Source organism: Microbacterium sp. MAH-37, assembly GCF_009758255.1.
Lineage (GTDB): Bacteria > Actinomycetota > Actinomycetes > Actinomycetales > Microbacteriaceae > Microbacterium.
Map to the genome: position 1 here is coordinate 348,534 of NZ_WSEN01000010.1, position 22,693 is coordinate 371,226.

Here is a 22,693-nt window from a genome sequence, read left to right on the forward strand (position 1 = left end):
TCAGAGCGTGGCGCGGTACTCCGCCCAGGCGGCGCCGAGGCGCCGGATGCCTTCTGTCAGCACCTCGTCGGGCGCCGTGAACGGGATCCGGATGTGATCATCCGGCGAGGGCGCGGCGGCGAACTCGCCGCTGCCGGCGACCGAGACGCCGTGCACGGCGGCGACCCGGGCGAGTGCGTCGGCGGAGCCAGCCGGCATCCGTGTCCACAGCGACAGGCCGCCGCGCGGCGGTGTGAAGGTCCACTCCGGCAGGTGCTCCGCCATCAGCTCGAGCAGCAGATCGAGCCGGGCCTGATGGGTGCGGGCGACCTCGCGCCGCAGCTCGTTCGCGTGTGCGAGCAGGTCGATCGCGAGCAGCTGCGCAGGCACGCTCGTGGATTGGTCGGCCAGCTGACGAGCCCCGCGCAGGCGGCGCACGAGCACCGGGTCCGCGCGCAGCCACCCGATCCGCAGCCCCGCCCAGACCCACTTCGACACCGACTCGACGACGATCACCGGGGCATCCGGTCGCTCGGCGGCCAGCGGCGGCGGCACGACGCCGTCGAACGCAATCCCCGCGACCACCCGGTCCTCGATGACCGGCACTCCGTACTCGGCGGCCAGCTCGGCCACTCGGCGGCGGGCAGCGGCAGGCAGCCGTGTTCCGGTCGGGTTCTGGTGGTGCGGATTCAGTGCGACCAGCGCCGGGCGCATCCGCGCCATCGCGACCTCGAGGGCGACGACGTCGAGTCCGTCGTCACCCATCGGAATGCCGTGCACGACCCCGCCGCGCAGCCTCACCGTGTCGGTGACGCCCGGCCACGTGACCTCCTCGGCGAGCACGACGTCGCCGGGTTCGATGAGCGCGTGGATGACCAGACTGATCGCCTGCTGCGCTCCGTGAGTGACGAGGATCTGCTCCGACGTGGTCGGCGCACCCTCCGCCGTGTACAGACCCGCGATCAGCTCGCGCAGGTCCGGAAGCCCGGCAGGGTCGGTCTCGGGCAGCAGCGCGAGCGCGAGGTCGGGCTGATGCTCGCGGATGAGCCGCACCCCGAGCTCCGGGATCTGCGGCACGGTGCGCAGCAGGTCGATCGAGTTCGGCAGCGCCGAGAACAGCGCCTCCCCGCGAGCGGTGCGGCCAGGCTGCGATACCGCGGTCCCGGCAATGCGAGTGCCGCTGCCCTGCCGGCGCTCGACCGCGCCGCGCTCGGCGAGGTCGGCGTAGGCCGCGACCACGGTGCCGCGCGACACCGCGACGGCCGCGGCGAGCGACCGCTCCGCCGGGAGCCGGTCGCCAGGGCGCAGCTCGCCGGTGTCGACGAGGGCGCGGATGCGGGACGACAGCTGCGCGGACAGCGTTCCGTCGCCCTGCGACCAGCGCCCCAGCCGCGAGGCGAGCACAGCGGAGTCCACAGTGGCCGTTCGCTGGTCCACCAGCCGGGGATTGGCCCTGTCGACGGTGCTCATACCGTCACATTCTGGTCCAATGAGACACGACAACACCACCATCGGACCGCTTTCCGGCCGCTTCACGCCGAATTGGACCATCGCGGACGTGCTCGACCATTACGCCGTGCACGATGCGCTTCCCGCCGGGCTCGAGCCCGAACTGCTCCGCCGGATCGACGAGGCGCTCTCCCCCGGCATCCGGTGGCACCACCAGGCGCGCACCGAGGCGCTCGTCCGCTCGCTCGTGATGCAGGTGCATGCCGAGCCCGCGAAGGGCGGCATCCGGATCAGCCGACTGCTGGACGAACCGCGCACTCCTCGTTCGGCTCGCAGCTCTTCCCGGAGTCCCCGGCCAGTTCCGGGACGAATCGCGACACGGGCGTAAAGAACGGATGCCCGAGCCACCCGGCGCCGGCATCCGGTCGCTCGGGTCGCAGTTCATCCGGGAAACCGCGGGCGTATCCGGGACGAATCGCGACTTGGGTGCAGCAGAGACGCGCATTTCGGAACGAATCGAGACCCAGGGCGATCGGGCGCGCATTCGGCCGGTCCGACGGGCCGCGCACCCGCGAACGGAGCGACCGCGCCGGACCGCGGCTCAGGCCATCGCGGCTGCGGCGGCCTCGTCCTCGGTCGTGGCGACCAGCTGGCCGCAGGCGCCGTCGATCTCCTTGCCGCGAGTGTCGCGCAGGGTCGTCGGGATGCCGGCTTCGTTGAGCCGTCGCACGAACTCGTCCTGCACGTCCTTGTCGGACGAGGTCCAGATCGAGCCGGGCGTCGGGTTCAGCGGGATCGGGTTCACGTGCACCCAGCCGCGGCCCCGCGCGTTGAGCTTCTCGGCGAGGAGGTCGGCGCGCCAGGCGTGGTCGTTCATGTCCTTGATCAGCGCGTACTCGATCGAGACACGGCGACCGGTCTTCTCGAAGTACTCGCGCGCGGCATCGAGCGCCTCGTCGACCTTCCAGCGCGAGTTCACCGGGATCAGCTCGTCGCGCAGCTGGTCGTCGGGCGCGTGCAGTGACAGCGCGAAGGTCACCGGGATGTTCTCGTCGGAGAGCTTGCGGATCGCCGGCACCAGTCCCACGGTCGACACGGTGATGCCGCGGGCGCTCATGCCGAGCCCCTCGGGCTGCGGCGCGACCATGGTGCGCACGGCGTCCATCACGCGCTTGTAGTTGGCCAGCGGCTCACCCATGCCCATGAAGACGATGTTGGTGACGCGCTCGCCCTCGTGGCCCACCTTGCGCGGGTCGCCGAGGCCGCCCTCGGCGATCAGGCGGTTGGCGCGCACGATCTGGTCGAGGATCTCGGCCGTCGACATGTTGCGGGTCAGCCCCGCCTGACCGGTGGCGCAGAACGGGCAGTTCATGCCGCAGCCGGCCTGGCTCGACACGCACAGCGTGATGCGGCCCGGGTAGCGCATGAGAACGGACTCGACGAGGGCACCGTCGTGCAGGCGCCAGAGGAACTTGATCGTGTCGCCACGGTCGGTCTCGAGGCGGCGGACCTCGGTGAGCAGCGGCGGCATCAGCGTGGTGACGAGCTCTTCGCGGCGCGCGGCCGGCAGGTCGGTCATCTCGGCGGGGTCGGAGGTGTAGTGCGTGAAGTAGTGGGTCGCGAGCTGCTTGGCGCGGAAGCCGGGCAGGCCCAGCTCCTTGACCTTCTCGATGCGCTCGGCGGACGTGAAGTCGGCGAAGTGCACCGGCGGCTTGCCGCGGCGCGGGCTCGCGAACTGCAGCAGGGGCCGCCCCTCGGCATCCTTCTTCTGCGTCCAGCCCTCTGTCGCAGGACGCACCTGCGGGGCACTCGTCTCCCGGATCTTCCCCGGGGTGGACGCGGAAACGGGTCGCGTCTGGCGCGTGCGGGGAGATTCGGTCATACCCCCAAGGGTACGGGAGCCGCCCTGAGAAGGCCCGGGATGCCGCATCCGGATGCGGCAGAATCGAAGATGCACGCCGTCGATGAGGAGCCACGATGACAGACCGCCTCGCCCGCACCCGCTCTGCCGGCGTCCTCGCCGTGCTGCGCGCCCCCTCGCCTGAGGCCGCGATCGACGCTGCCGGGGCGATCATCCGCGGCGGCGTCCCGGGCATCGAGGTCACCTACTCGACGCCGGACGCCCCGGCCGTGATCCGCGAGCTGATCGCCCGGTACGGGGATGCGGCCGTGATCGGCGCGGGCACCGTGACCACGGCTGCGCAGGCGGATGCCGCCGCCGAGGCCGGCGCCGAGTTCCTGGTCAGCCCCGGCACGCTGCCGGATCTCACCCGCGCGATGCTCGGCACCGGACGAGTCGTGATGACCGGCGCACTCACACCCAGCGAGGTGATGTCGGCGCTCGAGCTCGGCGTCGACGTGGTGAAGATCTTCCCGGCTTCGCTGGGCGGCCCGTCCTATCTCGGGGCGCTGCGCGGCCCGTTCCCGGATGCTCCGCTGATGCCGACCGGCGGCGTGAACCCCGACAACCTCGCCGCCTGGTTCGCGGCGGGCGCCGTCGCCGTCGGCGCGGGAGGAGACCTCGCGAACGGAGCCTCCATCACGGCGGGCGACTGGGCCGACCTCGAGGCGCGCGCGGCGCGGTTCGCCGCGGCGCTGACCGCGGTTCGCGGGCGCTGAGGCCGGCGATGGAGATCTGGATGTGGGCCGTCGGCCTGATCGTGCTCTTCCTCGTCGTCGGCTGGTCGCTGAAGTCGATGCGCCCCTCGGTGCCGGCTCCGCCCCCGGACCCGGCTGCGGCCGGCTCCCTGTCGGAGATCGACGCCCTCGTCGCATCGGGGAACAAGGTCGCGGCGATCAAGCGCCTGCGCGAGCTGTCGCCGATGTCGCTGAAGGACGCGAAGGAACGCATCGACGCCTGGGAGACCGGGGCGATCACCGTTCCGGCGCCGGCCGCGCCGGTGCAGGCCGCGGAACTGCCGGCGGAGGCCGCGGCGGAGATCGACCGTCTCATCGCCGCGGGGCAGCCGATCAGCGCGATCAAGCTCTACCGCGAGCGCACCGGCGTGGGCCTCGCCGAGGCGAAGCGCGCCATCGACGCGTGGGGGCCACGCACCTGACGACGCTCCGCCGCTTTGGTATACCAGAAGGAGGCCGGCGCCTCGCCTGCCCTTCGCACTCCAGGAGACTTCCATGTCCGCAGCATCCGCCGACCTTCTCGCCGCCGCCTCCGCCGGTGACGCCGACGCCGTCCGCGCCGCGCTCGCAGCCGGCGCCGACATCGAGGCCCGCGGCCGCGGCGGCATGACGCCGCTCATCACCGCGACCAAGGCGAACAACGTCGAGGCGGCGCGCGCACTGATCGACGCGGGCGCCGACGTGAACGCGAAGGACGACATCCAGGACTCGGCGTACCTCTACGCCGGCGCCCGCGGTCACGATGAGATCCTGCGCCTGACGCTCGACCACGGCGCCGATCTGAAGAGCGTCAACCGCTTCGGCGGCACGGCGTTGATCCCGGCATCCGAGCGCGGCCTGATCCCGACGATCGAAATCCTGCTCGAGGCGGGCGTCGACCCGAACCACATCAACCGGCTGCACTGGACGGCCCTGCACGAGGCGATCGAGCTCGGCGACGGATCCGACCATTACGCCGAGGTCGTACGCGTGCTCATCGAGGGCGGCTCCGACCTGAGCATCCGCGACGGAAACGGCGACCTGCCGCGTGAGATGGCGGCGCAGCGCGGTTACCGCAACATCGTCGCCGTGATCGACGCCGCAGGATGATGGAGCTCGCCCCGTTCGCCTGGGGGCTGCTGGCGGCCGCAGCCCTGATCGCCGGGCTCGGAAAGACCGCCGTGCCCGGCGCCGCGACCATCTCGGTCGTGCTGCTGGCGGCGGTGCTGCCCGCACGCACGTCGACGGCCACCATGCTGCTGCTGTTCATGGTCGGGGACGTGTTCGCGCTGATCGCCTACCGGCGGCACGCGCACTGGCCGACCCTGCTGCGGCTCGCGCCGGCCGTGATCGTCGGCCTGCTGGCCGGGTTCCTGTTCCTGATGCTCGCGGGCGACGCCACGGTGCGGCGCGCGATCGGCGTCATCCTGCTGCTGATGATCGCCGTCACGCTGTGGCGGCGCCGGCACGCCGACCAGAAGCCGGCCGGTCCGCTGCTCGGCCTGTCGTACGGCGGGCTCGCCGGGTTCACGACGATGGTCGCGAACTCCGGCGGGCCGGTGATGTCGATGTACTTCCTCGCGACGCGAACGCCGGTGCAGGTGTTCCTCGGCACCTCGGCCTGGTTCTTCGCGATCGTGAACGTGATGAAGGTGCCGTTCCTCGCCGGGCTCGGCCTGTTCACGCCGCAGGTGCTGCTGATGGACCTCGTGCTCGCACCGCTGGTCGTCGTCGGCGCTCTCGCCGGCATCGCGCTCGCGAAGCGGATGCCGCAGCAGCTGTTCGACCGCATCGTGATCGTGTTCACGGTGCTGGGCGCGGTGTACCTGCTGTTCTGACGGGCGACGCCGACGGATGGCGGACGATCCCGCAGATGGCGGACGATCGGTCGGCAAGCCGTCCGCCATCCGCAGAATTCTCCGCCACCTGCAAGGCATGCCGACCGAACGGTCGAGGCCGGGTTCGGACTCAGTCCAGGAAGATGTCCGGGAAGAGCGCGTCGTCGGGGGTGCCCGGCACCGCGGCGTAGCCGGAGAAGTCGGTCACGCCTGCCTCTTCGAGGACATCCTCGACGATGAGCGTCTGGCCGGTGCGCTGCGCGGACGGTGCGGAGATGACGGCGTATGCGGCATCCGCGTAGATCTCCGGTATGCGGCTGACCTTCATCATGCGGTCACCCCCGAGGGCGAACTGCACGGCGGCGGTCGCGATGGTGGTGCGCGGCCAGAGCGTGTTGGCAGCGATCCCGGCATCCGCGAACTCGGCCGCCAACCCCAGGGTCGCCATCGTCATCCCGTACTTCGCCATCGTGTAGCCGGTGTGCGCGCCGAGCCAGCGGGGCGAGAGATTCAGCGGCGGCGAGAGCGACAGGATGTGCGGGTTCGCCGACTCGCGGAGCACCGGCACGGCCGCGCGGGACAGCATGAACGTGCCGCGCACGTTGACGTCCTGCATGAGGTCGTACTTCTTCGCCGCGAGGTCGAGCGATCCCGACAGATCGATCACGCTGGCGTTGTTGATCACGACGTCGATGCCGCCGAACTCACCCGCGGTCTTCATCACCGCCTCGGTGATGTCGTCGTCGTTGCGCACGTCTCCGACGATCGGCAGCGCCTGGCCGCCCGCCGCACGGATCTGCTCGGCGGCGGAGTGCACCGTACCCTCGAGCTTCGGATGCGGGGTGTCGGTCTTGGCCATCAGCGCGATGTTCGCGCCGTCGGCCGCCGCCCGCAGGGCGATCGCGAGGCCGATGCCGCGGCTGCCGCCGGACATCAGGATGGTCTTGCCTGCGAGGCTCATGGATGCTCCTTGGTCGTGGGTCATTTCGGCGCCATGCGGATGGCACCGTCGAGTCGGATGGTCTCGCCGTTCAGGTAGCCGTTCTCGACGATGTTCTGCGCAAGGGCGGCGTACTCGTCGGGCCGGCCGAGGCGAGCCGGGTACGGCACCTGCTGACCGAGGGACTCCTGCGCTGCCTCGGGCAGGCCGGCGAGCATAGGGGTCTCCATGATGCCGGGGGCGATCGTGCAGACGCGGATGCCGTAGCGCGCCAGTTCGCGGGCGATCGGCAGCGTCATCGCGTGCACGCCGCCCTTCGACGCCGAATAGGCGGGCTGACCGATCTGACCGTCGAACGCCGCGACGCTGGCGGTGTTGATGATCACACCGCGGTCGCCGCTCTCGGTGGGTTCGGCCTTCGAGATGACGGCGGCGGCCTGCGAGATCACGTTGAAGGTGCCGACGAGATTGATGCGGATGATCCGCTCGAAGGCCGCGAGATCGGCCGGGTTGCCGTCACGGTCGAGAACCTTCGCGGGCGGGGCGATGCCTGCGCAGTTGACCACGATGCGCAGCGGGTCGAGCGCTTCTGCGACCGCGGCGCGCACCTGGTCCACGTCGGTGACGTCAGCAGGAGCGAAGAATCCGCCGAGTTCGGCTGCGATCTCCGCACCGGCCGAGTTCGGCAGGTCGACGATCGTGACCTGGGCGCCTGCGGCGGCGAGTCGACGGGCTGTGGCGAGCCCGAGTCCACTGGCGCCGCCCGTCACGAGGGCGCCGGCTCCGCTGATCTGCATCTTGTTCTCCTTCGAACGGCGGCGTGCGACTGAGTTCCAGCTTATGTGGTTCTGAGTACTACCGCGAGGAACCCGTCGAAGCGAGCCTACGACAGGCGGTTCCTCACGTCGCGTTCCACAGGTCGCGGTAGTAGGCGAGGCGCTCCCGATCGGGCTCGACACCGTACGCCTCGATGAGCGCGTCCTCCCACCCCGGCCCGTAGTTCCACTCGGTGCTCATCGACGCGACGGCGATGTCGGCCCACCGATCAGCAGCCCCGAGGGCGGCGAGATCGACGTGTGCGAGCGCCCGCCCGTCGTCGCCGATCAGCGTGTTCGGGCAGCAGGCGTCGGCGTGGCACACCACGAGCCTCTCGACCGGCGGCGCGTCGTGCAGGCGCTCCGGAACCCGGATGCCGCGGTCCGCGGCGTTCGCTATCCGCGACGGAACACCCCAGTCCCAGGGGCACTCCGCGACCGGGAGTGCGTCATGCAGCATCCGGAGCCCCCCGCCGACGGCACGCACCGCCGTGGCGGGGTCGGCGATCCAGCGCGGCGCGACTGCGCTCTCACCGTCGATCGCGGCGGTCACGAGCCACTCGTGCGTATCGTCCTCGCCCTGGTCGAGCACCCGCGGAGCACGGATGAAGCGGCCGGCCCACGTCATCCGCTCGGCCTCGTCGCGCAGGCTGGACTCGGCGTTGCGCGGACCCCACTTGACGAAGAAGACGTCACCGGTCGTCGGCGTCGCCCGGAAGGTCAGCCCCCCGATGTTATTCAGCCAGACGCATTCCAGCGCGGCACCGCGGGCGAGTTCGCGAACGCGATCGGGTACGGGAACAGGGTCGGCGGGGATGGTCATGGATCCATCCTCGCCGAATGCCGCCCCTTCGTCTCGTCGCCGGCGCTCCTCACTCAGAGGCCGGTACCCACGTCCGACCCCGGCCCCTGAGCGAGCGCAGCGAGACGAAGGGCGCTCAGGCTCGGGAACCCAGCAGCGTCTCCCCGATGAACCCGCCCTCCGCACATCCGGGTGGCACGGCGAACACGGCGGAGCCGATCGGAACGGTCCACTCGTTCAGCAGGTCGAGCTGGTCCAGCCGGCGCTGCATCGGCGTGAACTGCTTGTCCACATCGGCCTGGAAGGCCACGAAGATCAGCCCGGACTCCGAGACGCCCTCACCGCCCGGATGCTCGTCGTAGTTGTACGCGCGCCGGAAGATGCGCTCACCGTCCTCGCCGCGGGCACGGCGGATGTGAGCGAACGCGGGGATGACCGGGAATCCGATCGAGGTGGTCGCCTCGAAGTCCGGTTCGTCGAACTCGTCCGACCCGGTCAGCGGCGCGCCGTTCGCGAGCGTACGGCCCACGGACGACTCCCGTCCCCCGCGATCCAGCCGGTCCCACTTGTCCAGATCCATCCGGATGCGGCGAATCACGACACCCGTCCCGCCGGCCATCCAGCCGTCGTCCGACCAGACCACCCGGTCGAAGTCTTTCGTCCCCGGCTCGGGATTCGCGGTGCCGTCGACCTGCCCGAACAGGTTGCGCATCGTCGTGCCCGGTCGCTCGGTGCCGTAGGCGCGGCGGAACCCTCGCTGCGTCCACCGGAGCGCGGCGAAGCCGCGCGCATCCTTCAGCAGCATCCGCACGGCGTGCGCGACGGTCAGCGGGTCGTCGCCGGCGACCTGGATCAGCAGATCGCCATCGGACAGCTCGGGTTGGAGCCGGTCGACGCCGAACGCGGGCAGCGGCGCGAGCCAGGCCGGCACCGTCCCCGCCGCCCTCGCCACGAAGCCGGGGCCGAAGCCGAACGTCGCCGTGAGGCGCGCCGGCGCCCCCGCCAGTTCGGGCTCGGAGTCGGCGAGCGCCGGTTTCCCCTGGGTGAGCCGTGCGGCGTCGTCGGTGAGGATGCGCATCAGCCGAACCAGCGCCTCGCGGTCCACCCCATCGTGCAGGTCGAGTCCGAGGAACACCCCGTGCGCCTGCGCGGCGGTGTCGATCCCGGCCTGGTGCCTGCCATGGAAAGGCACCACCTGCTCGCCGTTCATCGGCGGAGACGGAGGCGTGTCCGCGGCATCCGCCCTGTTCAGCATCAGATCGGCACCGACCGCGGCGGCGGCGCCGAGGCCGGCGACGGCTCCTCCGATCAGGAGCTGCCGCCGGGTGGCACCGGAACGATCACTCACCGCTCTCCTCGTAGTTCTCGTTGGCCCCGGAGTAGTCCTTCACCGGGGCGGTGAACTCGTAGGTGGACTCGTCCGAGAAGGTGAGCGTCACCGTCACCTCGTCGCCCGCCTTCAGTGGCGCGGTGAGACCCATCAGCATGATGTGGTTCCCGCCCGGCTCGAGCGCCACCCGGGCGTCGTGCGCGAGCGACAGTCCGCCCTCGATCGGGCGCATCGTCATCTCGCCGGCATCGTTCTGCACGGTCTCATGCAGCTCGGTCATCTCGGCCGCGTCGGTCTGCGCCGAGACGACGGTGGTGTCGTCGCCGCCATTGTTGACGAGCGTGCCGAACACGGCGGTCATGCCGTCGTCGGCGGCCTTGGCCCACGCGTCCTCGATGGTGACCGTCTGACCTGCGGTGCGTGCTGCCGGCTCCTCGGTGCCGGCCGCCGCGCAGCCGGTCAGCAGCAGGAAGGAGGCGGCGAGGAGGGCACTGAATCGGATGCTGGTCTTCATGGTGATGCCTTTCACAGTTCTTCTGCCGCGCCGGTGGACGCAGCTGCCTTCTTCTTGCGCCGGATGACGAGGTACAGCACGTAGGCCGCGGCGGCGATCACCGCTCCGCCCAGACCGATGAAGAGTGCACGCGGCGGGCCGGCGGCCGCACCCTCGTCCTGCGCGTCGACCGCGGCGGGCGACGGGCTGGCGGATGCCGGCGAATCCGTCGTCATCGGCTTCGCATCGCCGATCGTGAACGGGATGACACCGGCGATCGGGTGCCCGTCCTCCGAGACGACCTGCCAGCGCACCTGGTAGCCGGCCTCGGGCATCGCCGGATCGAGCGGGATGGTCACGGTGTCGCCGTTCACGACGATGTCGCCGTCGATCCAGTCCTTGCCCGCGGCGTCGACGACGGCGGCACGCGCGCCGGCATCCGAGTCGTCCAGCACGAGCAGCTCGCCGGAGAAGACCATGGTCACCTCCTTCGGCGGTACGTCGAGGCGCGCGTCTGCGGCGGGATCGCTGGAGATGAGTTCGTCGTGCGCGGATGCGGGGACTGCGGTCGCGAGGATCACGAGGGCGGCAGCCGCCACCCCCGCCGCGAAAGTGCGGATGGGAGACATGGAGAAAGACCTCTCGTCGGGCGTCGTCGTACGACGCCGAACGTGCATACGGAAGCGCCGGGCACCGCAGAGGCACCCGCGCGGAGATCACCGGCAGGCCGATTACGGCCGCCGGCGCGAGTCAGATCGCCGGATGCAGCGGCGGCGCGCGGCCGCGGAGCAGAGAGAGGAACGGGGCGGCGGGGAGACGCTCGGCCGCGCGCGAGGCGCAGCGCGGCGCCGTCGCGCGGGGGCGGGCCACCGGAGTCGCGTCGTCCAGGCGACTGCGCAGCCAGCGCACCGCCTGCACGGCCAGGTCGCGCAGCCCCAGCAGCATCCGCTCGCCTCGGTGCAGCGCCAGGATCGTCAGCAGCGCCGCAGCCGCGTGGCCGATCCACATCCCGCCGTCGGCGATCACCTGCACCGTGAGGCCGGTGGTCTCTGGCAGTTGCAGCGGTGCGCCGTGCACGTGCCCTCCCGTGACGCCGGCCGGGGTGAGCATGCCCAGCACGAACAGCACATGGAACAGGAACTGGCTGACCAGCACCGAGATCGACAGCCGGAGCGCCGAGAGTCTGCGCCCGGCGAGCAGGACGCACACCATGAGCGACAGCATCCACGGCACCAGGATCCCGAGTGGGCCGGGCATGGCCCCGCCGGCGGTGACGTGCGCGGCGAGGGCGACGAACGTCGCCGTCGAGGCGGCGGCGAACCCGCGGATGACCGCGGGTCTCCTGGATGGGCGCACGACTCCTATTCTGTCAGCCTCCGTTGCTCCGGTCTCACTCGTTGCGGGTGTCAGAGCCGGAACACCCGCAACGAGTGAGACCGGAGCGAGAAGGGGACCACCTCGCGGTGGGTGACGAAGCTCAGGACCAGATGAAGCGGAACGTCCCCGCCGCGACGGCCGCGGCGAGAGCGGCCACCATGATGAGGATGCCGCCGAGCAGCGCGACCGCGTCGCGCCGGTGCAGCCGGGACGGTCGCGCCCAGGTGCGCGGGATGTCGGAGCCGAAGCCCCGCGCCTCCATCGCCATCGCCAGCTTCGATCCGCGGCGCACCGCGAACACCAGCAGCACGAACGCCATCGAGAAGAACCGGCGGAGGGCGCCATGGTCGCCGACACCCCGCGCACGTCGAGCGAGACCCATCGTGCGCCAGTCGTCCAGGAACAGCCCGAGCATCCGCGTGCCGGCGAGCACGCCCAGCACGAACCTGCTGGGCAGGTGCGCGACCTGGGCGAGCGCGTCGGCGACCTCGGTCGGGTCGGCGTGACCGAACAGCAGGATCGTCGGCAGCCCGAGCGCGATCACGCGCAGGCTGACGGCGATCGCGAGCCGCACGGACTCCTCGCTGATGGTGGCGACGCCGAAGCTCCAGTACACCTGGCCCGCGGGCTCGGCGTAGAGCAGCATGCTGAGGCCCGCGATCGGCGAGATCGCGGCGAGCAGCGCCATCCGGCCCAGCACGGTGCGCAGCGACAGGCCTGTGAGGGGGAGGCAGAGCAGCTGCAGCGCGATCGCGACCAGTCCGCTGACGACGTCGATCGACGCGAACAGCGGAATCGACAGCAGCAGCGCGAGCAGGATGCGGGTGACCGGGTTCACCCCGTCGAGCCACGCGCCCCTGGTCGGCGCGGGGGCGACGACGGCGTTCATACCCGCGCCTCCTGCCCCAGCGCGATGCGCCGGTCGCCGAGATGCCGGGCCACCGCCTCGTCGTGCGTGACCGCGACGATCGCGGTGCCCCGCGCGACCTCCTCCTGCAGGAGGAGCACGAGTTCGATCCACCCGCGCCGGTCCTGCCCGAACGTCGGCTCGTCGAGCACGATCACCTGTGGCGTCGCGGCGAGAACGGTGGCGACCGAGAGGCGCCGCTTCTGGCCGCCGGATAGCGTGAACGGGTTGGCCTCGGCAAGGTGGTCGAGGTGCAGACGCTCGAGCAGGCCTTCGACGACGGACGCCGTGCGCGTGTCCGACCAGCCCAGTGCGCGGGGCCCGACCGCGAGTTCCTCCCGCAGCGTCTGGGCGAGGAACTGGTGCTCCGGCTCCTGGAACACCGTGCCGATGCGAGTCAGCAGTTCGCGCGACGACCAGCGGAACGGCCGCAGACCGCTCTTCCTGCGCAGCCGCTCGGCCGCGGTCACCGATCCGGCCAGCTCCGGCAGCAGGCCCGCCAGGGTGAGCGCGAGCGTGGACTTGCCCGCGCCGTTCGGCCCGGTGATCACCGTGGCCGCTGCCTGCGGCACGACGAGATCGAGTCCCTCCTGCACGATCGTGCGGCGCTCGCGGCCGATGGCGAGCCCGTGCGTCTCCAGCACAGGGGCGCCCTCGGAGCGCGGCAGCACCGGAAGATCGATCGGATGATTCGGCACCCACACACCGGCATCCGCCAGCGTCTGCGCATACCGCCCGAACACGTCGGCCGGCGCGCCGTCGGCGAGCAGGCCGCCATCGGCCGCGAGCACGATGACCCGGGTGATCAGGTCGGACCACACCTCGGTGCGGTGCTCGACGACGACCAGCGTCGCCCCTGTCTCGGCGACCACACGTGCGACGCTCTCGCGCACCTCGGCGACACCCGCCGGATCGAGGTTGGCCGTGGGCTCGTCCAGCAGCAGCAGCCCGGGGCGCATGGCCAGCGCCCCGCCAAGGGCCAGGCGCTGCTTCTGCCCGCCGGACAGCGCCTTCGTCGCACGCTCCTGAGGCACGTCGAGACCGACGGCGCGCAGCGCCTCCGTCACGCGACTCGGGATCTCGGATGCCGGAACGCCGAGGTTCTCGCATCCGAAGGCGACGTCGTCGCCGACCTTGGAGAGCACGACGCCGGCATCCGGATCCTGCAGCACGAGGCCGATGCGCCCGCGGCTCTGCTCGGGAGGCGCGCCGTCGACGAGCAGGCTGCCGGAGCGCTCCCCCTCGTCGGCGTCGCCGAGCAGGCCGGCGAGGCCGGCGAGCAGCGTGGACTTCCCGGCGCCGGACGCGCCGAGGAGCAGCACGCGCTCGCCGGGCTCGACCGTGAACGACGTCTCGCTGACCGCGGGAAGGCGGCGCCCGGCGTATCGCCAGCCCCAGCCTTCCGCGGTGACGCGAGCGGGACCAGACCGCACGGTCAGACCTCGCGACGCGCTTCTCGCCCGGCGCCGAACCGGCTCAGCGCACCGGTGGATGCGAGCGCGCGCACCAGCAGCCAGCCGACGACGCCCGCCAGGATCGCGCCGGAGACGACGAGTGTGCCGAGGTAGATCATGTTGAACTCCACGGACTTCAGGATGTTCGGCGAGCTGCCGTAGAACAGCTCCCACACCCACGCGCCGAGCGCCGCACCGATGCCCGAGAGCATCGCGACGCCGATGCCGAAGCGCCGGTAGGCGAACAGCGCGAAGACCACCTCGGCACCGATGCCCTGCACGATGCCGGAGAACACCGTGCCGATACCCCAGACGTTGCCGATCAGCATCGAGATGATCGCGGCGACGACCTCGACGACCAGTGCGGCGCCGGGCTTGCGGATGACGAGTCCGCCGATGACGCCGCCGATCAGCCAGATGCCGACGGCGATGCCGCCCAGTCCGGGGGTCAGCGCGTCGGCGGCGCCGAACCAGGCTCCTCCGATGATGTTCCAGGCCCAGAACAGCAGGCCGACGGCGACACCGAGGACGGCGGCGACGACGATGTCGACGACGCGCCAGCGCAGGTTGCGCGACGGAACGGTCTTGTCTTTCGAGACGGATGTGGACGCACTCATATGGAACTCCTCCCTGCGCCGGCATGATCCGGATCAGGTTCGACGGTCGAAGCGCGGGTCGCTTCCTCTCAGCCCGGCACGCCGGACTCCCGTGGTTGTGCCTTGATCATAGCCGTCCGCCGACACCAAGGGGGTGAGTCTCAGACTCTTTGGGTAGCGTAGGCGGGTGACCATCGACGATCCCTCCTCGCCGCCGCGCACCCGCCGCGAGGCGCGGGCGCAGACCGGTTCCCACCGAGGCGTCGACTCGACTGGAATGGACGCCTTCCTCCAGGGCGCCGGCGGCGCTCCTCATGACGCCGGACACCGAGGTGCCACGGAACTGCCCGGCGGCGGCCAGGCGACCCCTGACGACGTGGACGGCCCCGAGGAGCCGCTGACGAGCACCGCTATGCTGCGCACGCTGTTCGCGCAGCCCGACGATGAGGACGAGCCCGAGCCCGCGGCGCCCGCGGGAAGCGACGCCTTCAGCCGCGCCATGTTCGGTGCGCCCGCTGCGCAGGACAGCACGGCGCCGGTGTCACCTGCTCAGCCGGTACCTGCTCCGGCATCCGCCTCCGGTGCTGGTGCGGCCACCGGGCTGGCCGCGGTGTTCGGCGGCGCCCCGGCCGAGACCGGAGTGCCAGAGTCAGCGCCCTTCGACGCCGCCGATGACACGACCCGAGAGGCTCCGGTCATCACCGGAGTGCCTGGATGGAACGACGGCACGGCCGCACGCGGGCCGCTCTTCGACACCGTGGACACGTCGCCGACTCCGTCCTCGGATGCGTCTTCGGGCCCGGCGGACGACGACGATGCACGGCTGTCCGCCAGCCTGGCGTTCTTCGCTGCGGCGGATGCTGCCGCCGCTGCGGGGACCGCGGGCGCGACGTCCGGCGCTTCGGGCGCGACGTCCGGCGTCGTAGGCGGGGCATCCGGCCTCGCGGACACCGCGACCGGCCTCGCCGGGACAGTTCCCGGCGCTGCGGGGACCGCATCAGCGGCATCCGCCGACGTGACCGCCGACGGCATGACGGGGACGGCATCCGCGGTCATCGCGGGGGCGGCAGCCGCGGGCGTCGCGGGCACGACATCGGACCTCGCGGACCCTGCATCGACAGCATCCGCCGTCGCGTCGCCCGTCTCCCCCACGGCCACTGCTCCTGTCGAGCTTGCGGGTCTCGGCCTCGACGTCGAGGTCGAAACCGACACCGGCATCGACGTCGAGCCGGCGATCGGGACGCATGTCGCCTGGGCCGACAGCACGCGCCCGGCGACCGCTCTGACCTGGGTCGACACCGCTGCCGTGCAGGCGCGCACGCGGCCCTCGACGCTCCAGGTGCGCACGCTCGCCGATGACGAGCCCGATCTGCTGAGCGGAATGCGCAGGACGCGTGCCTGGCTGCGCCCGCGCGTGCTGATCCCCTGCGGTGTCGTCGTCGCCCTCGTCGGCACGTACTGCGCCTCGACACTGCTCGCGCCGCTCGACAACGTCGCTCCGACGATCGAACCGGTGGCCGTGCAGATCGCTCCTGCTCCGGTGGCGGCGGTCACCTGGCCGGAGAACGGCACCTCGGCGGTGGATGTGCTGGGCTTCGCGACCGCGACCTCGAGCGGCGAGAGGATCCCGATCGCGAGCGTCTCGAAGGTCGCCTCCGTGCTGATGGTGCTCGAGAAGATGCCACTGGAACTCGGCGAACAGGGTCCGTCGTTCGACTTCGACCGCAGCGACGGGCGCGAGTACTGGCAGTACGTGCGATCGAACCAGTCGGCGCTCGACGTGCCCGTCGGCGGATCGCTCACCGAGTACCAGATGCTCCAGGGCATCCTGCTGGGCTCCGCCAACAACTACATCGACCGGCTCGCCGACGAGATCTGGGGGTCGAAGAGCGAGTTCGCCGACGCCGCGGCGCAGTGGCTCTCGGCGCAGGGACTGGACGACACCACGATCATCTCGCCGTCCGGACGCGACGATCGCAACAGGTCGACCAGCTCCGACATGATCGACCTCGCGGAGCTGGCGATGCGCAACCCCGTGTTCGCCGAGATCGTCGGCACGAAGTCGGCCGACATCCCCGGCGCGGGTGTCGTGAAGAACTCGAACACGATGCTTCATGAGGACCCGGGTGTGACCGGCCTGAAGACCGGCACCCTCGGTGAGGACTACAACCTGCTCACCGCGAAGGACGTGAAGGTCGGCGACGCCACCGTGCACCTGTACGCGGTCGCGCTCGGTCAGGAGAGCAACGAGGAACGTGTCGATGCGAACCGTGCGCTCTACGCCCAGGTCGAGAAGACCCTGGCCGACCAGGCGGCGACGGTTCCGAAGGGCACCGTGGTGGGCACGGTCGACACGATCTGGGGCGAGAGCAGCGACGTCATCACCGATTCCGACGCCAAGGTCGTGATGTGGAACGGCTCGACCGCCGAGGCCACGTCGTCGCTCGATCTGGGCGACGCGCAGAAGGCGGGCACGAAGGTGGGCTCGCTCTCCGTCGCAGGTGCCATCGACACGGCGAAGACCGACGTCTCGCTGAAGAGTTCGATGTCCGCACCGTCCGCGTGGTGGCGGTTGACGCATCCGCTGGAGCTGTTCGGCCTCGACGGCTGAACACGACCCGCGCGGCGGCCTGAGCCTCCGCAATGCGAGAGCGCCCGCCCCCTTCCGGGGACGGGCGCTCTTCGCTTCGCGGGTCAGACCCGGTCGTCGGGTTCGGATGCCGGGCCGGCCTCCCCCTCGGCCACCTCGGCGACGAACTCGGACACCGGCAGCACAGGAGCTGCGCCCGTGCCGGGGACCGGGACCTCTTCCGCCTCGCCGGTGACGATCACCGGAGTGGAGTCGGTGAGGGCCTCCTCGGCGTCGATGTCGGACGCTGCCTGCTCGAACTGCGACTGGTACAGCCGCCAGTAGGCGCCCTGCGCCGCGATCAGCTCGTCGTGGTTGCCCTTCTCGACGATGTCACCGTGCTCCATCACCAGGATGAGGTCGGCGTCACGGATCGTGGACAGACGGTGCGCGATCACGAAGGACGTGCGTCCCTCGCGCAGCGCGGCCATCGCGTGCTGCAGCAGCAGCTCGGTGCGGGTGTCGACCGCCGACGTCGCCTCGTCGAGGATGAGGATCGACGGCTGGGACACGAACGCACGGGCGATCGTGATCAGCTGGCGCTCACCGGCCGACACGTTCGAGGCGTCCTCGTCGAGGACCGTCTCGTAGCCCTCGGGGAGGGCGTGCACGAAGCGGTCGACGTAGGTGGCCTTGGCCGCTGCGAGCACCTCTTCGTCGGTGGCGGATGCCTGACCGTAGCGGATGTTCTCCAGGATGCTCCCGGCGAACAGCCACGGGTCCTGCAGCACCATGCCGGTGCGCGACCGCAGGTCTTCGCGGGTCATCTCCGCGATGTCCTGGCCGTCGAGCAGGATGCGCCCGCCGCTGAGCTCGTAGAACCGCATGATGAGGTTCACCAGCGTCGTCTTGCCCGCACCGGTCGGGCCGACGATCGCGACGGTCTGCCCCGGCTCCACCCGGAACGACAGGTCGGTGATCAGCGGACGATCCGGCGTGTACGAGAACGCGACGTGCTCGAACTCGATGACGCCCTTGCCGTCCTGCACGGTCGGTGCGTCCTCGGCATCCGGATCCTGCTCGTCGGCGTCGAGGAACTCGAACACGCGCTCCGCCGATGCGGTGCCGGACTGGACGACCGCGGCCATGCCGCCCAGCTCGCTGAGCGGCTGAGTGAACTGCTGCGAGTACTGGATGAACGCCTGCACGTCGCCGAGTCGCAGGCTGCCGTTGGCGACCATCAGGCCGCCGAGCACCGCGATGCCGACGTAGGTGAGGCTGCCGATGAACTGCATCGCCGGCATGATCACACCGGACAGGAACTGCGCTTTGAAGCTGGCCTGGAAGAGCTCTTCGTTCTCCTCCTGGAAGCTGTCCAGAGCGTCCTTCTCGCGACCGAACACCTTGACCAGAGCGTGGCCCGAGAAGGCCTCCTCGACGCGGGCGTTGAGCCTGCCGACCTTGCGCCACTGGATGCCGAAGGCCTTCTGCGAGCGCGGGCCGATGACGCCGAAGATGACACCCATCAGGGGCAGCGCGACGAGGGCGACGAGGGCCAGCTGCCACGAGATCGAGAACATCATCACCAGCACGCCGACCACGGTGAGCACCGAGGTGAGCGCTCCGGACAGCGACTGCTGCATGGTCTGGGTGATGTTGTCGATGTCGTTGGTGACCCGCGAGATCAGCTCACCGCGCTGCACCTTGTCAAAGTACGACAGCGGCAGGCGGTTGATCTTCGCCTCGACGTCCTCACGCAGGCGCCACATCGTGCGCACCATGATGACGTTGATGACGTAGCCCTGGATCCAGCTGAGGAACGCGGATGCCACGTAGATCGCCAGCACGGCGACGATGATGTACCGCAGCCGATCGAAGTCGACGCCGGCGCCGACGGTGAAGGTGTCCATCGCGGCGACCATGTCGGCGAAGGTTCCCTGGTCGGCGGCGCGCAGCGCCTCGACCACCTGATCCTGCGGCATGCCCTGCGGGAAGCCGTTGTCGCCGAGCATCTTCGAGATGAAGCCCTCGTAGACGACGTTGGTCGCCTCGCCGAGCACCTTCGGCGCGATCACGGCGAGGACGACGCCGATGGCGCCGAAGAGCGACACCAGCACGAACCACAGCGCGGACGGCTTGAGCAGTCCGATCATGCGCTTGAAGCTGGGCCCGAAGTGGTCGGCCTTACCCGGGGCGGGGCCGTCGAACATGCCGCCGCCGGCGAGGCGCGCCTTCTCTGCGGCCTCTTCCTCGGCCTTCTGCGCCTCGGTCAGTTCGGGCTCGGCCACAGCGGCTCCGCCCTTGGCGGCGCGGGCGGCCAGGGCGCGCTCGCGCCGGGTCTGGGGTGCGTTCTGCTCGCTCATGCGTCCACCCCCAGCTGCGACTCGACGATCTCGCGGTAGGTGTCGTTCGATGCGAGCAGCTCGTCGTGCGTGCCGACGCCGACCATCGTGCCGCCGTCCAGCACCACGATGCGGTCCGCGTCGGTGATCGTGGACACGCGCTGCGCGACCACGATCTTCGTCACATCCGGCAGCTCTCTCCAGAGGGCCTGCCGCAGCCTCGCATCCGTCGTGAGGTCGAGGGCCGAGAACGAGTCGTCGAAGACGAGGATCCGCGGCTGGTGCACGATCGCACGGGCGATCGCGAGACGCTGCCGCTGCCCGCCGGAGACGTTGGTGCCGCCCTGGGCGATGTGCGACTCGAGGCCGTCGGGCATCTCGGACACGAAGTCCTTGCCCTGCGCGATCTCGAGCGCCTTCCACAGGTCTTCGTCCGTGGCATCCTCACGGCCGTAGCGCAGGTTGGATGCGACGGTTCCGGTGAACAGGAACGGGCGCTGCGGCACCAGGCCGATGCCCTTCCACAGCTCGTCGACATCGGCCTCGCGGACGTCGACGCCGCCGACCTGGACGGAACCGCCGGTGACGTCGAACAGGCGCGGGATCAGCGACACGAGCGTCGTCTTGCCCGCACCGGTCGAACCGACGATCGCGACGGTCTCGCCCGGCTCTGCGCGGAAGTCGATGCCGGTCAGCACCGGGGCATCCGCTCCGGGGTAGGTGAACTCGACGCCGTCGAAGACGACCTGTCCGGGGGCGGCGAACTCGGTCACGCCGTTCTCGGGACGGGTCATGCTCGACTCGGCGTCGAGCACCTCGCCGACGCGATCGGCCGAGACCGCGGCGCGCGGGATCATCATCGCCATGAAGCTGGACATGATGACGCCGCCCATGATCTGTCCGACGTACTGCATGAACGCGAACAGCGTGCCGATCTCGACGTTGCCGGCGTTGACCTCGACGCCGCCGAACCAGATCACGCCGACCACGGTCACGTTCAGGATGAGCATGAACAGCGGGAACAGCAGCACGAACAGCGAGCCGACGTTGCGGCCGACCGTCATGATGTCGGTGTTCGCGGCGCGGAACCGCTCCGCCTCGATGGGCTCGCGCACGAACGCCCGCACGACACGCACGCCGGTGAGCTGCTCGCGCATGACGCGGTTGATCGTGTCGAGCCGGCCCTGATAGGTGCGGAACAGCGGCACCATGCGGCCGATGATCAGCACGGCCACCACCAGCAGCACTGGCACGGCCACGGCGATCAGCCAGCTGAGGCCGACGTCCTGCCGGACGGCCATGATGACGCCGCCGATCGCCAGCAGCGGGGCGGTGACGAACATGGTCGCGCCCATCATCGCCAGCATCTGCACCTGCTGCACGTCGTTGGTGTTGCGGGTGATGAGCGAACCGGCGCCGAACTGCGACACCTCGCGCTCGGAGAAGCCGCTCACGCGCGCGAACACGTCGGCGCGGATGTCACGGCCCAGCGACATGGCCGCTCGGGCGGCGAAGAACGTCGCGATGATCGCGCACAGGATCTGCCCGAGCGAGACGAGCAGCATGAACGCGCCGTGCGTCCAGATGTAGCCGGTGTCGGCCTTGGCCACACCGTAGTTGATGATGTCGGCGTTCAGTGTGGGCAGGTAGAGAGTGGCCAGCGCGCTGGCGAACTGGAAGACCAGCACGCCGAGCAGAAGCCACTTGTACTTCTTGAGATATCGGAAGAGGAGCTTTCCCAGCACAGGCGGAATCCTTAAGGTGTTGGGGTCGATCGATAATCGGCCACATGAAAGCGTGCCACGGGCCTCCGACAATCGGTAGGCGAGTGCCGGAACCTTCGCTGACAGCGAAACGAATGCCGGGTGACGCCCGCTTTCTGGACGCCATCGAAGAATCGGCGAGATGCCCCCTCCTAGACTTTCAGGGACGATCCGCCGCCGAAGGGACCCCATGCGAGACGACGCCGTGCTGCTGGTCTGCGACTACTCGCTCCGCTACCTCGGCGGGGCGCAGACCGCATTCCTCCGGCAGGCCGAGGCGCTCGCATCGCAGGGCGTGCGGGTGATCGTGCTGGCGCCGGACGCCGATCAGGTCGCCGAGGTGCCGGGCATCACCCTCGTCGCCCCGCCGCGCCGCGGCACGATCCCGGTGCTCGATCTGCCGCTGCTCGGCAGTGCGAAGAACCTCGAGCCGCTGGTCGCCGCGACGGTCCGCCGGCACGGCGTCGGTGCGATCGTCGCGCACTCGGAGTTCGCCCTCGCGGCGGCATCCCTCGCAGTGGGCCGCGACCTCGGCATCCCCGTGCTGCACACGGTGCACACCTTCTTCTGGACGGCGCCGGCCCCGCTTGCCCCGTTCGCGCCAGTCGTCGGGCGCGTGCACCGTTCGCTGACCGGCATCCGGGACGGCGGCCGCGCGACCGGCAGCCATGCGCTGAACAACGCCCTGCGCACCATGACGCTGCGCATCGCCGAGCGCGCCGACGTGGTGCTCTCGCCGTCGCGCCACCAGGCCGACGCGCTGCGAGCCGCGGGCGCGGGCCGTGTGGAGGCGTTCTCGAACGTCGCGCAGCCGCTCGCCGAGGCTCCGGCGGTGACGGAGGGCCCGCTGCGGCTGCTCTGGGTGGCGCGCTTCGCACCCGAGAAGCGCGTGGATGTCGCACTCGACGCGATGCGTCAGGTCGCGGCATCCCTCGGCGACAGGGTGCACCTCGATGTCGCCGGCGGCACCGCGCGCCCCGTGCCGGGCGTGACATTCCACGGCTCGGTGCCCGGCGAGCGCGTCGGCGAGCTGATGGACGCCGCCGACGCGGTGCTCATCACCTCGCTCGGCTTCGACAACCAGCCGATGGTCGCACTCGAGGCGTTCTCGCACGGGCGCCCCGTCATCGTCAGCGACCCGGTGCTGGCCGGCGAGTTCGGCGATGCCGCTCTGCTCACCCCGACCCCGGATGCCGCAGGGCTGGCCGCCCTGGTGCGCGAGCTCGCCGCCGACCGCGGCATCCTCGCCCCGCACCGCGAGGCGGCGCTCGCCTACGCGCGCGACCGTCAGCCCGCTGCGCACGTGGCGAAGCTGCAGGAGATCATCGCCTCTGCGCGCTGACCCTGGCGGTCACGGGCACGCCGACCGGTCGCGGTTCGTCACGCTGTGGCTCCGTCCCCGTCGCTCAGGTCGTGATTCGCC

General features: G+C 70.6%; 21 protein-coding genes and 1 riboswitch. Of the genes, 7 read left to right on the forward strand and 14 right to left on the reverse strand.

Features of this window, described 5'->3' with window-relative positions; genetic code table 11:
* Complete coding sequence (yczR, locus tag GON06_RS15830; RefSeq protein ID WP_157313290.1) at positions 1–1,449, reverse strand: aminotransferase-like domain-containing protein; 1,449 nt, start codon at positions 1,447–1,449, stop codon at positions 1–3.
* 19 nt (positions 1,450–1,468) lie between these two features.
* Between yczR and GON06_RS15835 the strand changes: the two genes are divergently transcribed.
* Positions 1,469–1,816 (forward strand): hypothetical protein, encoded by a 348-nt coding sequence (locus tag GON06_RS15835; RefSeq protein WP_157313291.1) that lies wholly within the window; start codon positions 1,469–1,471, stop codon positions 1,814–1,816.
* A 213-nt stretch (positions 1,817–2,029) separates the two neighbouring features.
* Here GON06_RS15835 and rlmN read toward each other — a convergent pair whose 3' ends face one another.
* Positions 2,030–3,310 carry a 23S rRNA (adenine(2503)-C(2))-methyltransferase RlmN gene (gene rlmN / locus GON06_RS15840; protein WP_157313292.1) on the reverse strand — a complete coding sequence of 427 codons (1,281 nt, stop codon included), beginning with the start codon at positions 3,308–3,310 and terminating at the stop codon, positions 2,030–2,032.
* 95 nt (positions 3,311–3,405) lie between these two features.
* Between rlmN and GON06_RS15845 the strand changes: the two genes are divergently transcribed.
* The 4 genes from GON06_RS15845 to GON06_RS15860 all read left to right on the forward strand — a co-directional run bounded on the left by GON06_RS15845 (position 3,406) and on the right by GON06_RS15860 (position 5,882).
* The gene (locus GON06_RS15845; protein WP_157313293.1) at positions 3,406–4,047 is read left to right on the forward strand and encodes a bifunctional 4-hydroxy-2-oxoglutarate aldolase/2-dehydro-3-deoxy-phosphogluconate aldolase; all 642 of its coding nucleotides are present in this window, start codon (positions 3,406–3,408) and stop codon (positions 4,045–4,047) included.
* A gap of 8 nt (positions 4,048–4,055) precedes the next feature.
* Positions 4,056–4,487 carry a hypothetical protein gene (locus tag GON06_RS15850; RefSeq protein ID WP_157313294.1) on the forward strand — a complete coding sequence of 144 codons (432 nt, stop codon included), beginning with the start codon at positions 4,056–4,058 and terminating at the stop codon, positions 4,485–4,487.
* A gap of 73 nt (positions 4,488–4,560) precedes the next feature.
* The gene (locus GON06_RS15855; protein ID WP_157313295.1) at positions 4,561–5,154 is read left to right on the forward strand and encodes an ankyrin repeat domain-containing protein; all 594 of its coding nucleotides are present in this window, start codon (positions 4,561–4,563) and stop codon (positions 5,152–5,154) included.
* Positions 5,151–5,882 (forward strand): sulfite exporter TauE/SafE family protein, encoded by a 732-nt coding sequence (locus GON06_RS15860; RefSeq protein WP_157313296.1) that lies wholly within the window; start codon positions 5,151–5,153, stop codon positions 5,880–5,882. Before GON06_RS15855 ends, GON06_RS15860 begins: the two co-directional genes overlap by 4 nt.
* 130 nt (positions 5,883–6,012) lie before the next feature.
* Here GON06_RS15860 and GON06_RS15865 read toward each other — a convergent pair whose 3' ends face one another.
* From GON06_RS15865 to GON06_RS18845, 10 genes are all read right to left on the reverse strand, one after another.
* Positions 6,013–6,843, reverse strand: coding sequence for an SDR family oxidoreductase (locus GON06_RS15865; RefSeq protein WP_157313297.1), 831 nt, complete (start codon positions 6,841–6,843; stop codon positions 6,013–6,015).
* Between the two features lie 20 nt (positions 6,844–6,863).
* Positions 6,864–7,619 (reverse strand): SDR family NAD(P)-dependent oxidoreductase, encoded by a 756-nt coding sequence (locus GON06_RS15870; protein ID WP_157313298.1) that lies wholly within the window; start codon positions 7,617–7,619, stop codon positions 6,864–6,866.
* Between the two features lie 103 nt (positions 7,620–7,722).
* Positions 7,723–8,460, reverse strand: a complete 738-nt coding sequence (locus GON06_RS15875) for an aminoglycoside 3'-phosphotransferase (protein ID WP_157313299.1) — start codon at positions 8,458–8,460, stop codon at positions 7,723–7,725.
* A 115-nt stretch (positions 8,461–8,575) separates the two neighbouring features.
* A complete protein-coding gene (locus GON06_RS15880) occupies positions 8,576–9,787 on the reverse strand; it encodes a Dyp-type peroxidase (RefSeq protein ID WP_332837630.1) in 1,212 nt (403 codons plus the stop codon).
* Positions 9,780–10,283, reverse strand: a complete 504-nt coding sequence (locus tag GON06_RS15885; protein WP_157313300.1) for a copper chaperone PCu(A)C — start codon at positions 10,281–10,283, stop codon at positions 9,780–9,782. The genes GON06_RS15880 and GON06_RS15885 overlap by 8 nt, the downstream gene beginning before the upstream one ends.
* An 11-nt stretch (positions 10,284–10,294) precedes the next feature.
* On the reverse strand, positions 10,295–10,891 hold the full coding sequence (locus GON06_RS15890) for a copper resistance CopC family protein (RefSeq protein WP_157313301.1): 597 nt from the start codon (positions 10,889–10,891) through the stop codon (positions 10,295–10,297).
* Positions 10,892–11,012: 121 nt separating this feature from the next.
* Positions 11,013–11,618, reverse strand: a complete 606-nt coding sequence (locus GON06_RS15895) for a hypothetical protein (RefSeq protein ID WP_157313302.1) — start codon at positions 11,616–11,618, stop codon at positions 11,013–11,015.
* A gap of 121 nt (positions 11,619–11,739) precedes the next feature.
* Entirely contained in the window at positions 11,740–12,528 is a 789-nt protein-coding gene (locus GON06_RS15900; RefSeq protein ID WP_157313303.1) for an energy-coupling factor transporter transmembrane component T family protein, read from the reverse strand.
* Positions 12,525–13,979: an ABC transporter ATP-binding protein gene (locus tag GON06_RS15905; protein WP_332837631.1), complete on the reverse strand. Its 1,455-nt coding sequence runs from the start codon at positions 13,977–13,979 to the stop codon at positions 12,525–12,527. The genes GON06_RS15900 and GON06_RS15905 overlap by 4 nt, the downstream gene beginning before the upstream one ends.
* A 2-nt stretch (positions 13,980–13,981) precedes the next feature.
* Positions 13,982–14,617 carry an ECF transporter S component gene (locus GON06_RS18845; RefSeq protein ID WP_157313304.1) on the reverse strand — a complete coding sequence of 212 codons (636 nt, stop codon included), beginning with the start codon at positions 14,615–14,617 and terminating at the stop codon, positions 13,982–13,984.
* Positions 14,611–14,720: riboswitch (TPP riboswitch) on the reverse strand. It overlaps the preceding gene by 7 nt.
* A 63-nt stretch (positions 14,721–14,783) precedes the next feature.
* On the opposite strand from GON06_RS18845, the gene GON06_RS19125 reads away from it, so the two are divergent.
* Complete coding sequence (locus tag GON06_RS19125) at positions 14,784–17,207, forward strand: D-alanyl-D-alanine carboxypeptidase family protein (protein WP_157313305.1); 2,424 nt, start codon at positions 14,784–14,786, stop codon at positions 17,205–17,207.
* An 83-nt stretch (positions 17,208–17,290) separates the two neighbouring features.
* On the opposite strand, the gene GON06_RS15920 is transcribed toward GON06_RS19125, so the two are convergent.
* A complete protein-coding gene (locus tag GON06_RS15920; RefSeq protein ID WP_157313306.1) occupies positions 17,291–19,528 on the reverse strand; it encodes an ABC transporter ATP-binding protein in 2,238 nt (745 codons plus the stop codon).
* Complete coding sequence (locus tag GON06_RS15925; protein WP_332837632.1) at positions 19,525–21,252, reverse strand: ABC transporter ATP-binding protein; 1,728 nt, start codon at positions 21,250–21,252, stop codon at positions 19,525–19,527. The genes GON06_RS15920 and GON06_RS15925 overlap by 4 nt, the downstream gene beginning before the upstream one ends.
* Before the next feature lie 208 nt (positions 21,253–21,460).
* On the opposite strand from GON06_RS15925, the gene GON06_RS15930 reads away from it, so the two are divergent.
* Positions 21,461–22,612 carry a glycosyltransferase family 4 protein gene (locus GON06_RS15930; RefSeq protein ID WP_198346732.1) on the forward strand — a complete coding sequence of 384 codons (1,152 nt, stop codon included), beginning with the start codon at positions 21,461–21,463 and terminating at the stop codon, positions 22,610–22,612.
* Positions 22,613–22,693 lie beyond the last annotated feature (81 nt).

Excerpts from the sequence above, each read along its gene's own strand:
- GON06_RS15900 (WP_157313303.1), bottom strand. The coding sequence starts at position 12,528 with ATGAACGCCGTCGTCGCCCCCGCGCCGACCAGGGGCGCGTGGCTCGAC.
- rlmN (WP_157313292.1), bottom strand. The coding sequence starts at position 3,310 with ATGACCGAATCTCCCCGCACGCGCCAGACGCGACCCGTTTCCGCGTCC.
- GON06_RS15870 (WP_157313298.1), bottom strand. The coding sequence starts at position 7,619 with ATGCAGATCAGCGGAGCCGGCGCCCTCGTGACGGGCGGCGCCAGTGGA.
- GON06_RS15860 (WP_157313296.1), top strand. The coding sequence starts at position 5,151 with ATGATGGAGCTCGCCCCGTTCGCCTGGGGGCTGCTGGCGGCCGCAGCC.
- GON06_RS15835 (WP_157313291.1), top strand. The coding sequence starts at position 1,469 with ATGAGACACGACAACACCACCATCGGACCGCTTTCCGGCCGCTTCACG.
- yczR (WP_157313290.1), bottom strand. The coding sequence starts at position 1,449 with ATGAGCACCGTCGACAGGGCCAATCCCCGGCTGGTGGACCAGCGAACG.
- GON06_RS15865 (WP_157313297.1), bottom strand. The coding sequence starts at position 6,843 with ATGAGCCTCGCAGGCAAGACCATCCTGATGTCCGGCGGCAGCCGCGGC.
- GON06_RS15855 (WP_157313295.1), top strand. The coding sequence starts at position 4,561 with ATGTCCGCAGCATCCGCCGACCTTCTCGCCGCCGCCTCCGCCGGTGAC.
- GON06_RS15920 (WP_157313306.1), bottom strand. The coding sequence starts at position 19,528 with ATGAGCGAGCAGAACGCACCCCAGACCCGGCGCGAGCGCGCCCTGGCC.
- GON06_RS18845 (WP_157313304.1), bottom strand. The coding sequence starts at position 14,617 with ATGAGTGCGTCCACATCCGTCTCGAAAGACAAGACCGTTCCGTCGCGC.
- GON06_RS15845 (WP_157313293.1), top strand. The coding sequence starts at position 3,406 with ATGACAGACCGCCTCGCCCGCACCCGCTCTGCCGGCGTCCTCGCCGTG.
- GON06_RS15850 (WP_157313294.1), top strand. The coding sequence starts at position 4,056 with ATGGAGATCTGGATGTGGGCCGTCGGCCTGATCGTGCTCTTCCTCGTC.
- GON06_RS15890 (WP_157313301.1), bottom strand. The coding sequence starts at position 10,891 with ATGTCTCCCATCCGCACTTTCGCGGCGGGGGTGGCGGCTGCCGCCCTC.
- GON06_RS15875 (WP_157313299.1), bottom strand. The coding sequence starts at position 8,460 with ATGACCATCCCCGCCGACCCTGTTCCCGTACCCGATCGCGTTCGCGAA.
- GON06_RS15885 (WP_157313300.1), bottom strand. The coding sequence starts at position 10,283 with ATGAAGACCAGCATCCGATTCAGTGCCCTCCTCGCCGCCTCCTTCCTG.
- GON06_RS15930 (WP_198346732.1), top strand. The coding sequence starts at position 21,461 with ATGCGAGACGACGCCGTGCTGCTGGTCTGCGACTACTCGCTCCGCTAC.